Below are 19,143 nucleotides of genomic sequence, written 5' to 3'. Positions count from 1 at the left end.
GAAAGAAGGGTTTCTTCTTTATTTCGTAGAATATAGTCTGAAAATAATAAATATTATTTATATTGATATAAAAAGTGAGGAGGGATTTTTTTTGTACATTACGATTGGAGAGTTATTTTCACAGTCGGTAAGGAAATTCCCGAAAAAAGAAGCGCTTGTCGATATCCGCACAGGACTTCGCTATACGTACGAACAATGGGAAAAAGAAGTGAGCAGACTTGCAAACGCTTTCTTAGAAGCGGGAGTCCGAAAAGGAGATCGCGTATCGACCGTGTTATTTAATACAGCAGAACTTGCGACCGCTTTTTTTGCGTGCGCGAAAATCGGCGCTGTTTTTAACCCGATTAATTTTCGTTTACGACCGAAAGAAATCGCTTACATTTTAACGGATGCTACCCCAAAAATCGTTTTATTTGAACAAGCAGTTGAACCACAAATTACAGCCATTCATCATGAATTTCCGCACATTTCTTTTTGGGTCATTGACGGGCAAGCGCCAGCGTACGCTGCTTCCTATCATGAACAAATCCAACGAGCAACTAGCGAGCTTCCAGCCATCGACGTTTTCGAACATGACTTATATGCGATTATGTATACAAGCGGAACGACAGGACGGCCAAAAGGGGTGATGCATCGACATCGCGACATGGTCGAGCAAAGCTTGATTTGCAATTCTGTGATGCGCATTCGCGAAACAGAGCGGGGGCTTGTCACCGCACCGATGTTCCATTGCGCAGAATTGCATTGTTGCTTCCTTCCGCGCGTCCATGCTGGAGCAACAAATGTTATTGTTCATCATTTCGACCCGAAACAAGTATTAACCGTCATCGAACAAGAACGAATTACTGTCTTATTTGCTGCACCGACAATGTGGAATATGCTTTTGCAAGAAAAATTGTCCGATTATGATTTATCATCGCTTCGCATCGGTTTGTACGGAGCTGCTCCGATGGCGCCAGTGCTTGTGAAAGAATGCAAAGAGCGGTTAGGCATTGACTTAATTCAAGCGTACGGCATGACAGAAATGGGACCAGCGGTAACTTTCTTATACGAAGAGGAGCAATTAACGAAAGCCGGATCTGCTGGACGTGCGTGTTTAAACCATGAAATTCGCATCGTCAAACCGCGCGAAGACGGACCGTCTGACCCCGATGACATTTTACCGCCAGGGGAAGTTGGCGAAATTATCGTCAAAGGTCCATGCATGATGGTCGGCTACTACAATCGCGAAGATGCGACGGAAAAAGCGATGTATAAAGGTTGGTATCATTCTGGCGATTTAGGTTATATGGATGAAGACGGGTATTTATACGTTGCCGACCGTGTCGATGACATGATTATTAGCGGCGGCGAAAACGTCTATCCGCGTGAAGTAGAAGACGTGCTTTATGAACATGAAGGAGTGCTTGATGTTGCGGTGCTTGGCGAACCGGATGCGCTATGGGGAGAAAAAGTCGTTGCGTTTGTTGTGAAAAAAGACAAATCGCTTACCGCTGAACAATTAGAGGCGTTTTGCAAACAAAGCGATAAACTCGCCCCATACAAACGACCGCGCGCGTACTATTTTGTAGAGGCATTGCCACGTAATGCAAGCGGAAAAATTCAAAAGTTTTTATTGCGCGAACAAATGAAAAAAATGGCTCAATCATAGGACGGTGGGAAAATGGTAGCGACGTATTTGCAGAAAGAGCATCACATCTTTCGCGAAGCATTCCAGAAATTTTTACAAAAAGAAGCGTATCCATTTTATGGAGAGTGGGAAAAACAAGGAATCATTCCACGGGAATTTTGGAGGAAAATGGGAGAGAACGGCTTCCTTTGTCCGTGGGTAGACGAAACATACGGTGGATTTGGTGCCGATTTCGGCTATTCCGTCGTCATCAATGAAGAGTTGGAAAAAGTAGGATCAAGCCTTGTCGGCATCGGCTTGCATAACGACATCGTTGTTCCGTACATCACGTCGTACGGAACAGACGAGCAGAAGAAAAAATGGTTGCCAAAATGTGTGTCTGGGGAAATCGTCACTGCCATTGCGATGACCGAACCAGGCGCAGGTTCTGATTTAGCAGGTATCAAAACAACGGCGGTGAAACAAGGCGACCATTATATCGTCAACGGACAAAAAACGTTTATTACGAACGGCATTCATGCCGATTTAGTCATCGTCGTCTGCAAAACAAATCCGCAGGCAAATCCGCCACACAAAGGTATGAGTCTCCTTGTCGTCGAAAGAGGAACACCAGGGTTTACACGCGGTCGGAAGCTAGAGAAGGTGGGATTGCATGCCCAAGATACGGCCGAGCTGTTTTTTAGCGATGCAAAAGTTCCCGCTGAAAACTTGCTTGGGGAAGAAGGAAAAGGATTTTACTATTTGATGGAAAAACTGCAGCAAGAGCGACTCATTGTTGCCATTGCGGCGCAGACAGCGGCAGAAGTGATGTTTGACTTAACAAAACAATACGTCAAGGAGCGTACGGCGTTTGGGAAAACGATTAGCCAATTTCAAACTGTCCAATTTCGGCTCGCGGAAATGGCGACGGAAATTGCACTAGGGCGCGCGTTTCTTGACGATGTCATCGAACAACATATCGCTGGGAAACACGTAGTAGCGAACGTATCGATGGCAAAATGGTGGATTACAGAAATGGCCAAACGTATAGCGGCAGAGGGAATGCAGCTTCATGGCGGCTATGGCTATATGGAAGAATACGAGATTGCAAGACGTTATCGCGACATTCCGGTTAGCGCCATTTATGCCGGAACAAATGAAGTGATGAAAATGATCATTGCGAAACATCTTGGATTATAGGGGGGATTTCGTTGCTTGAAGGGGTGAAAGTCATTGATTTTTCCCACTACCTCCCTGGTCCGTTCGCTAGCCTTCGCTTAGCGGATTTAGGCGCGGAAGTCATCAAAATCGAGCCAAAAACAGGCGATCGGATGCGCGGACTAGCCGACGACTGCCTGTTTGACGCGAACAATAAAAATAAAAAAAGCATCGCGTTAGATTTGAAAAACGAGCAAGATGTTCAAATCGCGCAACAGCTCATCCGCCAAGCCGATGTTGTCGTTGAGAGTTTTCGTCCTAGTGTGATGAAACGGCTTGGACTTGGCTATGAAGAAGCAGTGGCTCTTAACCCATCGATTGTGTATTGCTCAATTAGCGGTTACGGTCAACATAGCCGGTATGCATCGTTCGGAAGTCATGACTTAAACTATATGGCGCTTTCAGGCGTTTTAGCCCAGCTAAAAGCGAACGGTCACCCGGTTCATCCGACGATCACGCTTGCCGATCTCATCGGGAGCATGCATGTAGTCGAACAAATTATCGCTGCGTTGTATGCGCGCGAGCGGACGGGAAAAGGGTGCTATATTGACGTTGCGCTTGTTGACAGTTTACTTGCGATAATGACGAATCATTTTGTATTAGAACATTACACAGGACAAAAAAATGGGATTCCTGTATTAGCTGGCACAGTTGTGTCGTATCATCTGTACGAAACGAAAGACGGGCGGTACGTGGCGCTTGCGGCGCTTGAAGCGCATTTTTGGCGCAATTTTTGTAATGCAGTCGAAAAGCCCGAATGGTATGGAGGGCATTTGTCAGTAGCTTGCGACGACAATCCTCTTTTTCTAGAAATAAAGCAGTTGTTTCGCTCGAAGACGTTTCAACAATGGATCGTTTTTTCGCAACAAGTCGATTGTTGCTTAACGCCGGTATTAGAAACCGATGAAGCGAAAACGTGGTTTGCAAGCGATACGTACCGAAAAATGATTCATATGGATAACGACCAAATCGAAGTAGCGACCCGTTATGATGAGCAGTTTTTTACGAAACGTGCACGAGCCCCAAAACTAAACGAACATAAAGGAGTGGTGGCAAATGATGAACATTCCATTAAATATTGCGACAATGCTTGAACGGGCAGAAATGTTTTTTCCGAAAAAACAAGTCATTTCGCGGATGAAGAACGGGATTGTCCGCCATACGTATAAAGAAATTGGCGAGCGGACGAGAAAGCTTGCTAGTGCATTGCAAACGCTCGGTGTAAATATAGGGGACCGCGTCGGTACGTTTGCGTGGAACCATCATCGCCATTTAGAAGCGTATTTTGCCATTCCAGGTATCGGGGCGGTGTTGCATACAATTAACATTCGCCTGTCGCCGCAACATATCGCCTATATTATTAACCACGCCAACGACCGCGTGCTATTGATTGACGCCGATTTATTGCCGCTCATTGAACGGGTGAAAGACGAAATAAACGTCGAGGCGTTTATCATTATGACCGATGAATCGACGCTCCCGGAGACGACGCTTGCGCCCGTTTATCACTATGAGCAGTTGCTGCAACAAACTGAACCGATTTCGTTTGTTAAAAACATCGACGAACATCACCCTGCTGGCATGTGCTATACGTCCGCAACAACCGGAAATCCGAAGGGCGTGTTATACTCCCATCGCGGCATCGTTCTCCATAGCATGGCGCTTGGGCTTGCCGATAGCGCGGCACTGTCGGAATCGGATGTGGCGCTGCCGGTTGTGCCGATGTTTCATGCGAATGCGTGGGGCTTGCCGTTTGCCGCGGTTTGGTTCGGGACGACGCTTGTCATGCCGGGGGCGGCATTTACGCCGAAAATATTAGCCGAGCTGATGGAACAAGAGAAAGTGACGCTTGCCGCTGGTGTGCCGACTGTTTGGCTTGGGTTATTGAACGAATTGGAGAAAGGCACATACGATTTACGCAGCGTGACACGCATTTTATGCGGCGGTTCAGCAGCACCGAAAGGAATGATTCGCGCCTTTGAAGAAAAATACGGAATCCCGTTCGTGCACGCCTACGGTATGACGGAAACGAGCCCGCTTGTCGTCTTGTCGCGCCTCAAAAGCTACCAGCAGCACGTATCGAACGAAGAAAAATTGGACATCCGTGCGAAACAAGGATTTCTTGTGCCTGGGGTAGAAATGAAAGTGATTGGCAAAGACGGCGAAGTGGCGTGGGACGGAACGGAAATGGGGGAACTATGCTTGCGCGGTCCGTGGATTGCCGATGAATATTATAATGATGAGCGAAGCAAAGACGCGTTTCGCGATGGGTGGCTCTATACAGGCGATGTCGTGACAGTAGACGAAGAAGGGTTTATTAAAATTGTCGATCGGACGAAAGACGTCATTAAAAGCGGCGGGGAATGGATTTCGTCTGTCGATTTAGAAAATGCGCTTATGGCGCATGAAGCGGTATTTGAAGCGGCAGTTGTTGCCGTGCCGCATCCACAATGGCAAGAACGCCCGATCGCTTGCGTCGTAGTAAAAGAAGGAAAACATGTGACAAAAGAGGAGCTATACGACTTTTTACGTCCGCAATTTGCGAAATGGTGGCTGCCAGATGACATCGTCTTTATGAGCGAAATTCCGAAAACGAGTGTCGGAAAATTTTTGAAAATGAAATTACGTGAACAACTGCGCGATTATTTTACGAACGTTCAATAGGGGGAGTAACGATGGAAATTATTGCGGTCATCGGTGCTGGCTTAATGGGAAGCGGCATCGCCCAGTCGTTAGCGATGGGAGGAAAAACCGTTTATTTATACGATATTTCTGCTGCGGCACTTGAAAAAGGAATGCAGTCCATTCAAAAAAGCCTTTCTCGTTTTGTAAAGGCTGGTAAACTACAAGAACAAGAGGCGTCCGCTATTCTTTCTCGCATTCAAACGGAAACGAACTTGCAAGAAGCAGTAAAAGAAGCAGACGTTGTCGTCGAAGCGGTGCCAGAACATTTGCCGCTCAAAAAACAAGTGTTTGAACAGCTTGACCGTTACGCGAAACAAGAAGCGATTTTAGCGACAAATACGTCGGAATTAAGCGTCACGGCGATTGCCGCAGCGACGAAGCGTCCGAGCCAAGTCGTCGGCATGCATTGGTTTAACCCAGCGCCAGTGATGAAGCTCATTGAGATTGTGAAAGGCGTGGCGACGTCCGGGCAGACGATTGAAGCGATTCAGCAACTATCGGAAGCAATCGGCAAAGAAACAGTCATCGTAAAAGATATGCAAGGATTTGTGACAACAAGAGCGCTAGCTGCACATATGATCGAATGCATTCGCATGTATGAAGAAGGGGTCGCTTCTGCGGAGCATATCGACAAAGCGATTCGTCTCGGGCTGAATTATCCGATGGGGCCGCTTGAACTTGCCGATTTAGTCGGGTTAGATACGATGTTGTTTGTCAGCGAAAATATGACAGAAGCATATGGCGACCGGTTTCGTCCGCCACAGACGCTCCGTAAACTCGTCGAAGCAGGGCATCTCGGACGAAAAACAGGCAAAGGATTTTACACATACGAATGAAAGAAGGGAAAAGCATGCGCGAAGTAGTCATTGTCGAAGCGGTACGCACTCCTGTCGGCAAGCGAAACGGGGTGTTTCGCGACAAACATCCGGTTCATTTAGCGGCCATTGTGCTTGAGGAAGTTGTTAAGCGTGCTGGGGTGGAAAAGCAATTGATTGAAGATATTGTGATGGGGTGTGTGACACCGATTGGCGAGCAAGGGTATAATATCGGGCGTTTAGCAGCGCTTGAGGCAGGCTTTCCGATAGAAGTTCCCGCGGTGCAAATTAACCGGATGTGCGGTTCAGGCCAGCAGGCGCTTCATTTCGCTGCGCAGGAAATTAAATCAGGCGATATGGACATCGCGATTGCGTCTGGGGTGGAAAGTATGACAAAAGTGCCGATTTTAAGCGATGGAAACGAGCGGACGATTCCACCGTCGCTCCATGAAAAATACGAATTCGTCCACCAAGGCGTTTCTGCCGAACTGATTGCTGAAAAATACGAATTGACACGAGAACAGTTAGATGCATATGCGTACGAAAGCCACCAGCGGGCGCTTCGGGCGCAAGCGGAAGGCCGCTTCACGGAAGAAATCGTGCCCGTCAACGGGCTTGATAAAGACGGCAACGACATCATCGTGACAATTGATGAAGGGCCGCGCCAAGATACATCGCTTGAAGCGCTGGCGGCATTGAAGCCGGTCTTTAAACAAAACGGGAAAATTACTGCTGGGAACGCAAGCCAAATGAGCGACGGCGCAGCGGCGGTGTTGCTCATGGAGCGGGAAACAGCGATTCGACTCGGTTTGAGGCCGAAAGCAAAAATTGTCGCTCAAACAGTTGTTGGCTCTGATCCGACGTACATGCTAGATGGTGTCATTCCGGCAACGAAAAAAGTATTACAAAAAGCGAATCTCACAATGGACGCTATCGACCTCATTGAAATTAACGAAGCGTTCGCGTCTGTCGTCCTTGCTTGGCAAAAAGAAATTGGTGTTTCACTTTCCAAAGTAAACGTCAACGGTGGTGCGATTGCGTTAGGTCATCCGCTTGGGGCAACGGGTGTGAAACTGATGACGTCGCTCGTTCACGAACTCGAACGACGAAAGGGGCGCTACGGCTTATTAACGATTTGTATCGGGCACGGCATGGCAACCGCGACCATTGTCGAGCGGTGGGGACAGTAAAAAACAGGGGACGATATTTGGGTCCCCTGTTTTAATTCCCTGCTTTTAATGATTTATTCGGCAATTTCCAGTTATATGTGTACGATAAAATGCGCAACGCGGCAACGACAACAAACAATACATACAGGCTAATTGAGGAGTGTGCAATGCCTGTTCCAACCGCAACGCCAGCTACAATGGCCCAAACAGCATAAATTTCATCACGTAATACAAGAGGCTTTCTTCCTGCTAATACATCGCGAATCATTCCGCCTCCGCTCCCTGTTAGTACAGCAGCAACAATAACTGCGCTTAATGGTCGATTCATTTGAACGGCATATAGTGCCCCTTGAATGGCGAAAGCTGAAAGTCCGAGGGCGTCGAAAAAGTTGCCCCAACGTTGCCAATGCGGCAACATTTTTTGCGGGAATAAATAGACAATCGTCATCGCGATAAACGCAATCAAAAAAAGTGTTTGTTGTTGCCATAGAATGGATACAGGCACGCCGATTAATACGTTGCGTACAGCACCGCCGCCGAATGCTGTTACAATTCCGAGGATGTACACACCTAAAATATCGTATTCTTCTTCCATGGCGACAATCGCCCCGCTAATGGCAAAAGCAACCGTGCCAATCATACTTAATACTTCCCAAGTCATGATCGTAATCCTTTCTGTTATGTCACATTACGTTAAAATTTTATGTATAAAATATGAAAAAATCAACGGTCATTTTTCAGCCATAGCACTTTTAAATGAGATTTGTTATGATGAGAACAGATGTTCAACAGGAAAGAGGGAAAATATGCAAAAAGAACGAGTAATTATTGTTGGGTGTCAATTACCGCATGTTGATGATGAACGATTTTTGTATTCGATGGAAGAGCTTGCTTCCCTCGTTCATACAGCAAACGGTGAGGTCATCATTAGTCTGTCGCAGAAGCGGGAAACGGTTCATCCAGCTACTTATATTGGAAAAGGAAAAGTGGAGGAACTAGTGCGTCTCGTGGAACAATTTGAGCCAGACGTCATTATTTTTAATGATGAACTGTCGCCAAGTCAAAATCGAAACTTAACAAAGTTGTTAAACGTGCGCATCATTGACCGAACGCAACTTATTTTAGATATTTTCGCAAGCCGCGCGCGCTCAAAAGAAGGAAAATTGCAAGTTGAGCTTGCACAATTACAATACATACTGCCACGCTTAAGCGGACAAGGAACAGAACTTTCCCGATTAGGCGGCGGAATCGGAACGAGAGGACCAGGGGAAACAAAGTTAGAAACAGACCGTCGTCACATTCGTCGCCGGATTGACGAAATTAAAGCACAGTTAAAAGCTGTTGTTGAACATCGAGGGAGATATCGGGAGCGGCGGAAGAAAAATGCGGTGTTTCAAATTGCGCTAGTCGGTTACACGAACGCAGGGAAATCGACACTTTTTAACCGACTAACGAACGCCAATGCTTTTGAAGAAAATTTATTGTTTGCTACATTAGATCCGCTCACGCGCAAATTGGTGCTGCCAAGCGGTTATACGGCGCTTTTGACGGATACGGTCGGTTTCATTCAAGATTTGCCAACTACTCTTGTGGCAGCGTTTCGTTCGACGTTAGAAGAGGTGAAAGAAGCGGATTTTATTTTACATATTGTCGATTCATCGAATCCGGATTATATTCAACATGAACAAACCGTTTATCGTTTACTTGAAGAATTGGAGGCGACGACCATTCCAATCGCTACTGTATATAACAAACGTGATATCACCCTTCCAAGCTTTGTTCCAAGCCCGAAAACAGACTATATATTAGTAAGTGCGTTTAGTGAACAAGATGTACAAAAGCTGCGCCGATTTATTGAAGCACACATGATCGAAGCGATGGAACGTTACGATGTGGCGATTCCTGCATTTGAGGGGAAACTGCTCGCACAGCTAAAATCAGAAACAATTGTGCAGCACATATATTACAATGAACAAAGTGGCATGTATGAATGTAGCGGCTACATATTGTCGGAACATCCATTACTGTTACAACTAAGAATATACAACAAATAGAAAGGGTTTTGTTATGTTTGAGCATTTAACACATGGAGAAACGATTTCTACACTTGTCAAAGAAATTGAGGCACAAATCGCACCGATTCATCAGGCGATTGATGCTCGCATTGATTATAATCAATATCGTGTACTGCAAAGTTTTCGTCGTCATCAAGTGAGCGATGCACATTTTATTCCGTCTACAGGGTATGGCTATGATGATATAGGACGTGACACGCTTGAAAAAGTGTATGCAGACGTATTCGGTGGGGAAGCGGCGCTTGTCCGCCCACAAATCATTTCCGGTACACATGCGATTACGATCGCGCTGTTTGGTGTGTTACGTCCGGGGGATGAATTGTTGTATATTACTGGAAAACCGTACGATACGCTAGAAGAAATCGTCGGCATTCGCGGCGAAGGAATCGGTTCGTTAAAAGAGTTTCATATTGGTTATAACAGCGTGCCGCTTACTTCAGAAGGAAAAGTTGATTTTGAAGCAGTCGAACGAGCAATCAACGGTCGGACGAAGATGATCGGCATTCAACGTTCAAAAGGATATGATCCTCGGCCTTCGTTTACAATTGCTGAAATCAAACAAATGATTGATGTTGTTAAAACAATTAAACAAGATGTTGTTGTTTTTGTTGATAACTGTTATGGTGAATTCGTTGAGGAGCAAGAACCATGTCATGTTGGTGCTGATTTAATCGCCGGCTCATTGATTAAAAATCCAGGTGGTGGATTGGCGAAAACAGGAGGATATCTCGTCGGTAAAAAAGAATATATCAATATGTGTGCTTATCGTATGACCTCGCCAGGAATTGGTGCGGAAGCAGGCGCCTCTTTGTACAGTTTGCAAGAAATGTATCAAGGCTTTTTCTTGGCCCCCCATATCGTTGGACAAGCGTTGAAAGGTGCCGTGTTTACTGCAGCAATGCTTGAACGAATCGGAATGAATACGTATCCGACGTGGGATGCGAAGCGTACGGACTTGATTCAGTCCGTGCAATTTGATGGAGCAGAGCAAATGATTGCGTTTTGTCAAGCCATTCAATTCGCCTCTCCTGTCAATTCGCATTTTACTCCATATCCGAATTACATGCCGGGTTATGAGGATGATGTCATTATGGCGGCGGGGACGTTTGTACAAGGGGCAAGCATCGAGCTATCAGCCGATGGACCAATTCGACCACCGTATGTTGCATACGTACAAGGGGGTCTCACGTATTCGCACGTGAAAATTGCTGTTTGCATGGCTGTTGACCGATTGCTTGAAAAACGATTAATTCAATTATAAAATATTTCAGAAAAAAATATGTAATGAAACGTAACATATCATTGACATATAAGATAACATAGAATAAAATGAAAATATGTATTACGTGAGGAGGGGTCGACATGAATAGTCAAATTCGTCGCTCCATGCCGTTGTTTCCAATTGGCATTGTTATGCAGTTAACCGATTTGTCAGCACGTCAAATCCGCTATTATGAGGAACACGGTCTTGTTTCACCTGCTCGTACGGAAGGCAATCGTCGGCTATTTTCATTTAATGATGTAGATCGCTTGCTTGAAATTAAAGACCTCATCGAGCAAGGGGTTAATTTAGCGGGGATTAAACAAATTTTTGCCTCACGTCAACAACAGCACGTTGAGACAACGCCATCCGTTGCACCAAAAGTGATGAAGCAAGATTTGTCAGAGGCAGAGTTACGCAAATTGTTGCGTGCCGAATTAATGCAAGCCGGCCGTTTTAATCGTGCATCGCTTCGCCAAGGGGACATCGCTCGCTTTTTCCATTAAAAAATTTATGTTTTTAATATAAACATAAATGATCTTTTTCATTCTGGGGGAGGAATATGTATGGCTAAGTACACAAAAGAAGACATTTTTCGTATTGTAAAGGAAGAGAATGTAAAGTATATTCGCTTGCAGTTCACAGACATTCTCGGTACGATCAAAAACGTAGAAATTCCTGTAAGTCAATTGCAAAAGGCGCTCGATAATAAAATGATGTTTGATGGATCGTCGATCGAGGGATTTGTTCGTATTGAAGAATCAGATATGTATTTATATCCGGATTTAGATACATTCGTTATTTTCCCGTGGACAGCCGAAAAAGGGAAAGTGGCTCGTTTTATTTGTGACATTTACAATCCAGATGGTACCCCATTCGAAGGATGCCCGCGTTATAACTTAAAGCGGGTGTTGAAAGAAATGGAGGCGCTCGGATTTACAGAATTCAACTTAGGTCCAGAGCCGGAGTTTTTCCTATTTAAGCTAGACGAAAAAGGTGAACCGACGTTAGAATTAAATGATAATGGCGGCTACTTTGATTTAGCACCAACAGATTTAGGGGAAAATTGCCGTCGCGATATCGTATTAGAATTAGAAGAAATGGGATTTGAGATTGAAGCATCCCATCACGAAGTTGCGCCAGGACAACATGAAATTGACTTTAAGTATGCTAATGCGGTAAAAGCGTGTGATGACATCCAAACGTTTAAACTTGTTGTTAAAACAGTCGCACGTAAACACGGTTTGCATGCGACATTTATGCCAAAGCCGCTCTTTGGTGTGAATGGTTCGGGTATGCATTGTAACTTGTCGCTCTTTAAAAATGGTGAAAATGCCTTTTTTGATCCGAACGGTCAGCTACAACTAAGTGAAACAGCATTACAGTTTATTGCCGGTGTATTAAAGCACGCTCCAAACTTTACAGCGGTAACAAACCCAACGGTAAACTCATACAAACGTCTTGTTCCAGGCTATGAGGCACCTTGTTATGTGGCGTGGTCGGCACGCAACCGTAGCCCGCTTATTCGTATCCCAGCGTCACGCGGCATGAGCACACGCATTGAAGTGCGTAGCGTAGACCCAGCAGCTAATCCATACTTAGCGATGGCTGTATTGTTGGCAGCTGGATTAGATGGAATTAAAAATAAACTAACGCCTCCTGCGCCAGTTGACCGCAACATTTATGTAATGACGAAAGAAGAACGTTTGGAAGAAGGAATTGTCGATTTACCTGCAACGTTAGCAGAAGCGTTGCAAAACTTAAAATCTGATGAAGTGATCGTCAATGCCCTTGGCAGACATTTATTTGAACACTTCGTTGAGGCAAAAGAAATTGAATGGGATATGTTCCGTACGGCAGTACATCCGTGGGAACGCGAACAATATATGAGCCTGTACTAATAAAAAAAGCTAACGGAAGCACCGTTAGCTTTTTTTATTATACTGAAAATTTAATGTTGTTAGTGAATAGTTCGGTATACACCTATGACCTTCCCTAGAATGGTAGCGTTTTGGACGATGATCGGTTCCATGGATGAATTTTCAGGTTGCAAGCGAATATGGTCTTTTTCTTTAAAAAAGCGCTTTACTGTTGCCTCGTTATCCTCTGTCATAGCTACAACGATATCCCCGTTATTGGCCGTTTGTTGTTGGCGGACGATCACGTAATCCCCATCTAAAATACCAGCCTCAATCATGCTTTCTCCGACAATTTGCAACATAAATACTTGATCATCTGGTGAAACGAATCGTTCCGGGAGAGGGAAATATTCTTCAATGTTTTCTATTGCGGTAATTGGTTGTCCAGCTGTGACTTTTCCGACGATTGGAACGTTGATGACGTTTGTTTTTGGGATGGATTCATGATCATCTAAAATTTCAATGGCACGAGGCTTGGTCGGATCTCGGCGGATGAATCCTTTGCTTTCTAAACGCGCTAAATGTCCGTGGACGGTAGAACTCGATGCTAAACCGACCGCTTCCCCAATCTCCCTCACCGATGGTGGATACCCCTTTGAGCGAACTTCTTGTTTAATAAAGTCCAAAATTTGTTGTTGCCGTTTTGATAATTTCGCCATCTTTATACACCTCTTCCTTTTCAATCTTTGCCCACATTATAACATATATTTGTACATAGATACAAACATAAGTTCGAAAAAAATGGTTGACACGAACAAAAGTTCCCGTTATGATAAATACAAACAAACGTTCTGTGTTAGGGGGGTAGATGGTATGGGGAAAATACATTATGTGATGATGATCTTATTTAGTGCATTGTTCGTGTGGGCGTTTTTACATGTAACACAATCTGTTGATAAAGAAAAGTATGTTGAAATTACCGTATCAGCTGGTGATACATTATGGGAACTAGCGGATAAGTATAAACATGAACATCGATTGTCCCATCAACAATTTATTGAATGGGTGATGGAAGTCAATCGACGTTCAGACGACCGATTAATTGTTGGTGAGAAAATCGTGATCCCTGTGTTAAAATCAAATGGCGAGAACCAGCTTGTCGCTAACAAACAATAGTCAGTAGAAAGGGATGGCGAATGAACGCAATTATTTATTGTCGTGTAAGCACGACGAAGCAAGCGCAAGAAACATCGTTACAAAGACAAAAAGAGGAACTTAAACAGCTTGCAACGGAATATGACATGAATGTTGTCAAAATCATTGAAGAGCAAGCAAGCGGTTATGATATTGAGCGCGCAGGAATTATGGAGCTGCTCGATGCAATCAAACAACATCGTATTGACGTCGTTCTTGTTCAAGATGAAACAAGACTTGGGCGAGGAAATGCAAAAATTGCGCTTCTTCGTTGTTTACAAAAAGAAGGTATTCGCGTCTATACAGTAAGCCATCGTGGGGAGCTTCAGTTATCGGAAGCAGACTCAATGGTTTTAGAAATCATTAGCATTGTAGAGGAGTATCAAAGAAAAATACATAACTTAAAAATTAAACGCGGGATGCAAAGAGCTGTTCAAAATGGCTATCGACCGGAAAATAATTTGCGCAACATTGGCGAACATGCTGGACGGGATCGAAAAGACGTGCCAATGGAAGATATTGTTCGTTTACGTCAAAATGGTTTAACGTTTGCTGAAATTGCTGCTATGCTTCGCTCATTTGGATACGATGTATCAAAAGCGACCGTTCACCGAAGATATAAGGAATATGAGCAGCTTGTCAACGATGAAAAATTTTTGTATGATGATACGGATAAAAAGTAATTTCGTACAAAGGAATGAGATGGATGTTATCTGCTGAAAAAATCGCACGAATTAATGCATTAGCTAAAAAAGCAAAAATAGAAGGTTTGACAGATGAAGAGAAACAAGAACAATTGCAACTCCGAACGGAGTATATTGCGGCGTTTCGTGCGTCGATGATCGAGACATTGCATCATGTAAAAGTCATTGATCCTAATGGAAATGATGTCACCCCAAAAAAATTGAAGGAAAGCAAGAAAAAACGACTGCATTAATGCGCATATTGTGGAGAACATACTAATATAGATGTTCTCTTTTTTCGTCAGTTTGTCAAAAAAAATGTTGTGAAACATTGTACATTTCACGCACTTTTCTATATCATAAAAGATGAGAATGTTTACAAACGAAAGGATGAAGACGATGACACATACGATTGAACAACTATCGATTGCTGCGATTCGTACATTGTCGATCGATGCAATTGAAAAAGCGAACTCAGGGCACCCGGGAATGCCGATGGGAGCTGCACCAATGGCGTACACGTTATGGACAAAGTTTATGAACCATAATCCACGTAATCCAAAATGGTTTAATCGTGACCGCTTTGTCTTGTCAGCAGGACACGGTTCGATGCTATTGTATAGCTTGCTTCATTTAAGTGGCTATGACGTTACGATGGAAGACATTAAACAGTTTCGTCAATGGGGAAGCAAAACACCGGGCCATCCGGAGTACGGTCATACCCCAGGGGTAGAAGCGACGACTGGACCGCTTGGCCAAGGGATTGCGATGGCTGTCGGAATGGCAATGGCAGAGCGTCATTTAGCAGCTACATACAACAAGGACAAATTCGAAATCATTAATCATTTTACATATGCCATTTGTGGCGACGGTGACTTAATGGAAGGTGTTTCTGCAGAAGCTGCTTCGCTAGCAGGGCATTTAAAGCTTGGCCGTCTCATTGTGCTTTATGATTCAAATGATATTTCATTAGATGGGGAATTAAATCTTTCGTTTTCGGAAAGCGTAGAGCAACGCTTTAAAGCGTATGGATGGCAGTACATTCGCGTAGAAGACGGCAACAATATTGAAGAAGTTGCTCAAGCCATCGCTGAAGCTCAAAAAGATTTAGAACGTCCAACGTTAATTGAGGTAAAGACAACGATTGGCTACGGCTCACCAAACAAAGCTGGAACAGCAGATGTACACGGTGCGCCGCTCGGTAAAGATGAAATTAAACTAACGAAAGAAGCGTATAACTGGACGTTTGAAGAAGATTTTTACGTTCCAAATGAAGTGTATGCCCATTTTGAAAAAGTCGTAAAAGAGGCTGGCGAGAAAAAAGAAGCAGAGTGGAATGCGCTGTTTGCTGAATATGAGAAGGAGTATCCGGACTTAGCAAAACAATTGCGCATGGCGATTGAAGGTAAACTTCCTGAAGGCTGGGAAAAAGCATTGCCAGTATACGCAGAAGGAAAAAGCTTGGCAACACGCGCTTCTTCTAGTGAAGTGTTAAATGCGATCGCGAAAGTTGTACCGCAATTTTTAGGTGGATCTGCAGATTTAGCCGGTTCAAACAAAACGTTAATTAAGGGTGCGGGAGATTTCTTACCAGGAAGCTATGAAGGTCGCAACATTTGGTTTGGTGTGCGTGAATTTGCGATGGGAGCGGCACTCAATGGTATGGCGCTTCATGGTGGGGTCAAAGTGTACGGTGGTACGTTCTTTGTCTTCTCAGACTATTTGCGTCCAGCCATTCGTCTTGCTGCTTTGATGGGCTTGCCTGTCACATACGTACTTACGCACGATAGCATTGCTGTTGGGGAAGATGGTCCAACGCATGAGCCGATTGAGCAGCTTGCTTCATTAAGAGCGATGCCGAATTTATGCGTCATCCGTCCGGCAGATGCGAATGAGACAGCGGCAGCATGGCGCTTGGCAGTAGAGTCTACGGACCGTCCGACAGCACTTGTATTGACACGTCAAAATCTCCCTACGCTAGCTACGACAGCTGAGCGTGCTTACGAAGGAGTGAAGAAGGGGGCTTACGTCGTTTCTGAAGCGCAAGGAGAGGTACAAGCATTATTGCTTGCGTCAGGTTCAGAAGTCAGTCTGGCGGTAGAGGCTCAGAAAGTGTTAGCGAACGAGGGCATCTATGTTTCTGTTGTGAGCATGCCTTCATGGGATCGTTTTGAGGCTCAGCCAGCTGAGTATAAAGAAAGCGTCATTCCAAAACGTGTGAAAAAACGTCTTGCTATTGAAATGGGCGCATCTCTTGGTTGGGAGCGTTATACAGGCGATGAGGGAGATATTTTAGCTATCGATCGTTTCGGCGCTTCCGCACCTGGAGAAAAAATTATGCAAGAATATGGATTTACAGTGGAAAATGTCGTTGCGCGCGTCAAAGCATTATTGAACAAATAATAAAACGGGGAGAGGGACTCCCCGTTTTATTATCGAATAAAGATTTTTTGTTGAACATATTGTACAAACCGTTATTGTTTAGTATAGTGTAATGTAGACAACATGAAGGAGGAAAAAATATGTGGGAAATGATTTTAGTAGGCATTGTAGCGCTTGCTGCTGGCGTTGCGCTTGGATTTTTTATTGCGCGTAAAACAATGATGAACTACTTGAAAAAAAATCCACCAATTAATGAGCAAATGATCCGAATGATGATGATGCAAATGGGAATGACTCCATCGCAAAAGAAAATCAATCAAATGATGAAAGCGATGAATAATCAATTAAAATAAAAGTAAGGCACTCTCGATGAGTGTCTTTTTTCGCACGGAAAGAAGCTGTTGCTCGCATTTGTATTTTTTTGATAAAATATAGGAAAATGAAAAGAAATGGAGTGCCAATCATATGGACGTTCAACTGCTTGTTGCATTTGGAGCAGGTGTGCTTTCGTTTATTTCTCCGTGTTGTTTGCCGCTTTATCCAGCTTTCTTGTCATATATTACGGGGATTTCAGTTAGTGATTTGAAATCAGACTATGCATTGCTACAAAGAAGAAGTTTGTTACATACGTTATTTTTTTTGCTCGGATTTTCATTTATTTTTATTGCAATTGGTTTTGGTACGTCCATTCTAGGTCGTTTTTTTCATACATACCAAGATCTCATTCGTCAAATTGGTGCAATATTGATGGTATTTTTCGGGTTTGTTATTATCGGCGTCTTTAAACCGAAGTTTTTAATGACCGATCGTCGTTTATCTTTTCAACATCGACCGTCTGGTTACATTGGTTCTTTTCTTATCGGAATGGCGTTTGCTGCCGGTTGGACGCCTTGTACAGGGCCGATTCTAGTATCAGTCATTGCTTTGGCGGCGACAAACCCAAGTTTAGGTGTAGTTTATATGACGGCGTATTCACTAGGCTTTGCTTTGCCATTTTTACTTTTATCGTTTTTTATTGGAAAAATGGGTTGGATTCGAAAACATCATGTCAAATTGATGAAAATTGGTGGGTATGTCATGGTAGGAATGGGTATCGTGTTGTTCTTTGATTGGATGACGAAAATAACGATTTATATGACGAATATATTCGGAGGATTCACAGGTTTTTAGTTTTTAGGGTGTGGAGGGAAAGGAAATGGCAAGAATTTTAATTGTCGATGACGCGAAATTTATGCGTATGACGTTAGCAAATATTTTGAAAAAAGCGAATCATGAAGTAGTCGGGGAAGCGGAAAACGGAAAAGAAGCTGTCGATTTTTACATGGAGTTAAAGCCGGATGTTGTGACGCTTGATATTACGATGCCGGTGATGAGCGGACTTGAGGCTGTAAGGGAAATTAAACAACGTGATCCACAAGCAAAAATTATTATGTGCTCGGCAATGGGGCAACAAAAGATGGTCGTTGAAGCGATCGAAGCGGGAGCGCTTGATTTTATTGTAAAACCATTTGATGAAAGCCGTGTCATCGAAGCGATCCAACGTGTGTTGCAGTAACAGAAGAGAGGACGATTGACTTTGGCTATCTTTAGTTCATTATTCGCGGTGTTTATGGCTGGGATTGTTTTTCTCATTCGAATGAAAGCGGCAAAAAAGCCGACAAGTGCTAAAAAAATCGTATTACCCCCTGTTTTTATGAGCACAGGGGCGTTCATGTTTCTCCATCCGATGTTCCGGGTAACGGTGCTAGAGTTTATAGAAGCCGTTATGATTGGGGGGCTTTTTTCTATTTTATTAATTAAAACATCCTCGTTTGAAGTTCGGAACAACGACATTTATTTACAACGCTCTAAAGCGTTTGTTTTCATTTTTGTTATTTTAATCGTATTACGTTTAGCGCTGAAAACGTATTTAAGCCGTACGATTGAGTATGGGGAGCTTGCGGGAATGTTTTGGATTCTTGCTTTCTCGATGATTGTTCCGTGGAGAATTGCAATGTATGTATCATACCGCCGCCTGCAACGGGAGATAAACGAAAAAAGCTAATCCTTCGGTAAAGAAAGGATTACAAAGTGTTGAAAAAGTGGGGAGTCAAGAAAAAGTTCACTTTCCTCGTGAATTTTTTCTTCTTTTCTTTTTTCCTTATTTGTGGTAACTTAAATCTATACCATGTGATTGAAGGGATCGTAACTTGG

The 19,143-nt window shown here is 43.9% G+C and carries 20 protein-coding genes; 18 read left to right on the top strand and 2 right to left on the bottom strand.

Translation table 11 applies throughout. From position 1 onward, the window contains the following. Positions 1 to 91 precede the first annotated feature (91 nt). From K1I44_RS12275 to K1I44_RS12250, 6 genes are read left to right on the top strand one after another with little or no spacing between them, the layout of a single operon-like run. Positions 92 to 1,651 (top strand): fatty acid--CoA ligase, encoded by a 1,560-nt coding sequence (locus tag K1I44_RS12275; protein WP_219986301.1) that lies wholly within the window; start codon positions 92 to 94, stop codon positions 1,649 to 1,651. 12 nt (positions 1,652 to 1,663) lie between these two features. After that, positions 1,664 to 2,809 (top strand): acyl-CoA dehydrogenase family protein, encoded by a 1,146-nt coding sequence (locus K1I44_RS12270; RefSeq protein ID WP_003398127.1) that lies wholly within the window; start codon positions 1,664 to 1,666, stop codon positions 2,807 to 2,809. An 11-nt stretch (positions 2,810 to 2,820) separates the two neighbouring features. Beyond that, positions 2,821 to 3,921: a CaiB/BaiF CoA transferase family protein gene (locus K1I44_RS12265; RefSeq protein WP_219986300.1), complete on the top strand. Its 1,101-nt coding sequence runs from the start codon at positions 2,821 to 2,823 to the stop codon at positions 3,919 to 3,921. Then, complete coding sequence (locus K1I44_RS12260; protein WP_219986299.1) at positions 3,884 to 5,491, top strand: long-chain fatty acid--CoA ligase; 1,608 nt, start codon at positions 3,884 to 3,886, stop codon at positions 5,489 to 5,491. Before K1I44_RS12265 ends, K1I44_RS12260 begins: the two co-directional genes overlap by 38 nt. Positions 5,492 to 5,502: 11 nt before the next feature. Beyond that, complete coding sequence (locus tag K1I44_RS12255; protein WP_219986298.1) at positions 5,503 to 6,348, top strand: 3-hydroxyacyl-CoA dehydrogenase family protein; 846 nt, start codon at positions 5,503 to 5,505, stop codon at positions 6,346 to 6,348. Between the two features lie 14 nt (positions 6,349 to 6,362). Next, positions 6,363 to 7,517 (top strand): thiolase family protein, encoded by a 1,155-nt coding sequence (locus K1I44_RS12250; RefSeq protein ID WP_219986297.1) that lies wholly within the window; start codon positions 6,363 to 6,365, stop codon positions 7,515 to 7,517. Positions 7,518 to 7,548: 31 nt separating this feature from the next. Here K1I44_RS12250 and K1I44_RS12245 read toward each other — a convergent pair whose 3' ends face one another. Continuing rightward, complete coding sequence (locus K1I44_RS12245; RefSeq protein ID WP_003398121.1) at positions 7,549 to 8,157, bottom strand: trimeric intracellular cation channel family protein; 609 nt, start codon at positions 8,155 to 8,157, stop codon at positions 7,549 to 7,551. 145 nt (positions 8,158 to 8,302) lie between these two features. Between K1I44_RS12245 and hflX the strand changes: the two genes are divergently transcribed. The 4 genes from hflX (at position 8,303) to glnA (ending at position 12,733) form a co-directional block, all read left to right on the top strand. Continuing rightward, the gene (gene hflX, locus K1I44_RS12240) at positions 8,303 to 9,550 is read left to right on the top strand and encodes a GTPase HflX (RefSeq protein ID WP_003398120.1); all 1,248 of its coding nucleotides are present in this window, start codon (positions 8,303 to 8,305) and stop codon (positions 9,548 to 9,550) included. A gap of 13 nt (positions 9,551 to 9,563) precedes the next feature. After that, positions 9,564 to 10,832 carry a methionine gamma-lyase family protein gene (locus K1I44_RS12235; RefSeq protein WP_003398119.1) on the top strand — a complete coding sequence of 423 codons (1,269 nt, stop codon included), beginning with the start codon at positions 9,564 to 9,566 and terminating at the stop codon, positions 10,830 to 10,832. Between the two features lie 101 nt (positions 10,833 to 10,933). Next, the gene (locus K1I44_RS12230; RefSeq protein WP_003398117.1) at positions 10,934 to 11,338 is read left to right on the top strand and encodes a MerR family transcriptional regulator; all 405 of its coding nucleotides are present in this window, start codon (positions 10,934 to 10,936) and stop codon (positions 11,336 to 11,338) included. A 60-nt stretch (positions 11,339 to 11,398) separates the two neighbouring features. Then, a complete protein-coding gene (glnA, locus tag K1I44_RS12225; protein ID WP_091701511.1) occupies positions 11,399 to 12,733 on the top strand; it encodes a type I glutamate--ammonia ligase in 1,335 nt (444 codons plus the stop codon). 59 nt (positions 12,734 to 12,792) lie between these two features. Here the strand turns inward: glnA and lexA are convergent, their stop codons facing one another. Continuing rightward, entirely contained in the window at positions 12,793 to 13,410 is a 618-nt protein-coding gene (lexA, locus tag K1I44_RS12220; protein ID WP_003398957.1) for a transcriptional repressor LexA, read from the bottom strand. A 154-nt stretch (positions 13,411 to 13,564) separates the two neighbouring features. On the opposite strand from lexA, the gene yneA reads away from it, so the two are divergent. The 8 genes from yneA (at position 13,565) to K1I44_RS12180 (ending at position 18,994) form a co-directional block, all read left to right on the top strand. Continuing rightward, a complete protein-coding gene (gene yneA / locus K1I44_RS12215; RefSeq protein ID WP_003398956.1) occupies positions 13,565 to 13,867 on the top strand; it encodes a cell division suppressor protein YneA in 303 nt (100 codons plus the stop codon). A gap of 20 nt (positions 13,868 to 13,887) precedes the next feature. Continuing rightward, on the top strand, positions 13,888 to 14,568 hold the full coding sequence (locus K1I44_RS12210; RefSeq protein ID WP_219986296.1) for a YneB family resolvase-like protein: 681 nt from the start codon (positions 13,888 to 13,890) through the stop codon (positions 14,566 to 14,568). 23 nt (positions 14,569 to 14,591) lie between these two features. After that, entirely contained in the window at positions 14,592 to 14,822 is a 231-nt protein-coding gene (locus tag K1I44_RS12205; protein WP_003398954.1) for a DUF896 domain-containing protein, read from the top strand. A gap of 145 nt (positions 14,823 to 14,967) precedes the next feature. After that, complete coding sequence (gene tkt, locus K1I44_RS12200) at positions 14,968 to 16,971, top strand: transketolase (protein ID WP_003398952.1); 2,004 nt, start codon at positions 14,968 to 14,970, stop codon at positions 16,969 to 16,971. A gap of 119 nt (positions 16,972 to 17,090) precedes the next feature. After that, complete coding sequence (locus K1I44_RS12195; RefSeq protein WP_003398951.1) at positions 17,091 to 17,303, top strand: YneF family protein; 213 nt, start codon at positions 17,091 to 17,093, stop codon at positions 17,301 to 17,303. Between the two features lie 112 nt (positions 17,304 to 17,415). After that, a complete protein-coding gene (locus K1I44_RS12190) occupies positions 17,416 to 18,120 on the top strand; it encodes a cytochrome c biogenesis CcdA family protein (protein WP_003398950.1) in 705 nt (234 codons plus the stop codon). A gap of 25 nt (positions 18,121 to 18,145) precedes the next feature. After that, the gene (locus tag K1I44_RS12185) at positions 18,146 to 18,505 is read left to right on the top strand and encodes a response regulator (protein ID WP_003398949.1); all 360 of its coding nucleotides are present in this window, start codon (positions 18,146 to 18,148) and stop codon (positions 18,503 to 18,505) included. Between the two features lie 21 nt (positions 18,506 to 18,526). Beyond that, on the top strand, positions 18,527 to 18,994 hold the full coding sequence (locus K1I44_RS12180; protein WP_219986295.1) for a CcdC family protein: 468 nt from the start codon (positions 18,527 to 18,529) through the stop codon (positions 18,992 to 18,994). Positions 18,995 to 19,143: the final 149 nt, after the last annotated feature.

The sequence above is a fragment of the Anoxybacillus sp. ST4 genome (genome assembly GCF_019448545.1).
In the GTDB taxonomy this organism is placed as follows: Bacteria; Bacillota; Bacilli; order Bacillales; family Anoxybacillaceae; genus Anoxybacillus; species Anoxybacillus pushchinoensis.
The sequence above is the reverse complement of the archived record's forward strand: the minus strand, read 5'-3'. Positions and strand labels throughout refer to the sequence as shown.

What these genes read in the sequence shown, in the direction of transcription:
- K1I44_RS12270 (WP_003398127.1), top strand. Translation starts at nt 1,664, where the DNA reads ATGGTAGCGACGTATTTGCAGAAAGAGCATCACATCTTTCGCGAAGCA.
- K1I44_RS12260 (WP_219986299.1), top strand. Translation starts at nt 3,884, where the DNA reads ATGATGAACATTCCATTAAATATTGCGACAATGCTTGAACGGGCAGAA.
- K1I44_RS12255 (WP_219986298.1), top strand. Translation starts at nt 5,503, where the DNA reads ATGGAAATTATTGCGGTCATCGGTGCTGGCTTAATGGGAAGCGGCATC.
- K1I44_RS12250 (WP_219986297.1), top strand. Translation starts at nt 6,363, where the DNA reads ATGCGCGAAGTAGTCATTGTCGAAGCGGTACGCACTCCTGTCGGCAAG.
- K1I44_RS12245 (WP_003398121.1), bottom strand. Translation starts at nt 8,157, where the DNA reads ATGACTTGGGAAGTATTAAGTATGATTGGCACGGTTGCTTTTGCCATT.
- hflX (WP_003398120.1), top strand. Translation starts at nt 8,303, where the DNA reads ATGCAAAAAGAACGAGTAATTATTGTTGGGTGTCAATTACCGCATGTT.
- K1I44_RS12235 (WP_003398119.1), top strand. Translation starts at nt 9,564, where the DNA reads ATGTTTGAGCATTTAACACATGGAGAAACGATTTCTACACTTGTCAAA.
- K1I44_RS12230 (WP_003398117.1), top strand. Translation starts at nt 10,934, where the DNA reads ATGAATAGTCAAATTCGTCGCTCCATGCCGTTGTTTCCAATTGGCATT.
- glnA (WP_091701511.1), top strand. Translation starts at nt 11,399, where the DNA reads ATGGCTAAGTACACAAAAGAAGACATTTTTCGTATTGTAAAGGAAGAG.
- lexA (WP_003398957.1), bottom strand. Translation starts at nt 13,410, where the DNA reads ATGGCGAAATTATCAAAACGGCAACAACAAATTTTGGACTTTATTAAA.
- yneA (WP_003398956.1), top strand. Translation starts at nt 13,565, where the DNA reads ATGGGGAAAATACATTATGTGATGATGATCTTATTTAGTGCATTGTTC.
- K1I44_RS12210 (WP_219986296.1), top strand. Translation starts at nt 13,888, where the DNA reads ATGAACGCAATTATTTATTGTCGTGTAAGCACGACGAAGCAAGCGCAA.
- K1I44_RS12205 (WP_003398954.1), top strand. Translation starts at nt 14,592, where the DNA reads ATGTTATCTGCTGAAAAAATCGCACGAATTAATGCATTAGCTAAAAAA.
- tkt (WP_003398952.1), top strand. Translation starts at nt 14,968, where the DNA reads ATGACACATACGATTGAACAACTATCGATTGCTGCGATTCGTACATTG.
- K1I44_RS12195 (WP_003398951.1), top strand. Translation starts at nt 17,091, where the DNA reads ATGTGGGAAATGATTTTAGTAGGCATTGTAGCGCTTGCTGCTGGCGTT.
- K1I44_RS12190 (WP_003398950.1), top strand. Translation starts at nt 17,416, where the DNA reads ATGGACGTTCAACTGCTTGTTGCATTTGGAGCAGGTGTGCTTTCGTTT.
- K1I44_RS12185 (WP_003398949.1), top strand. Translation starts at nt 18,146, where the DNA reads ATGGCAAGAATTTTAATTGTCGATGACGCGAAATTTATGCGTATGACG.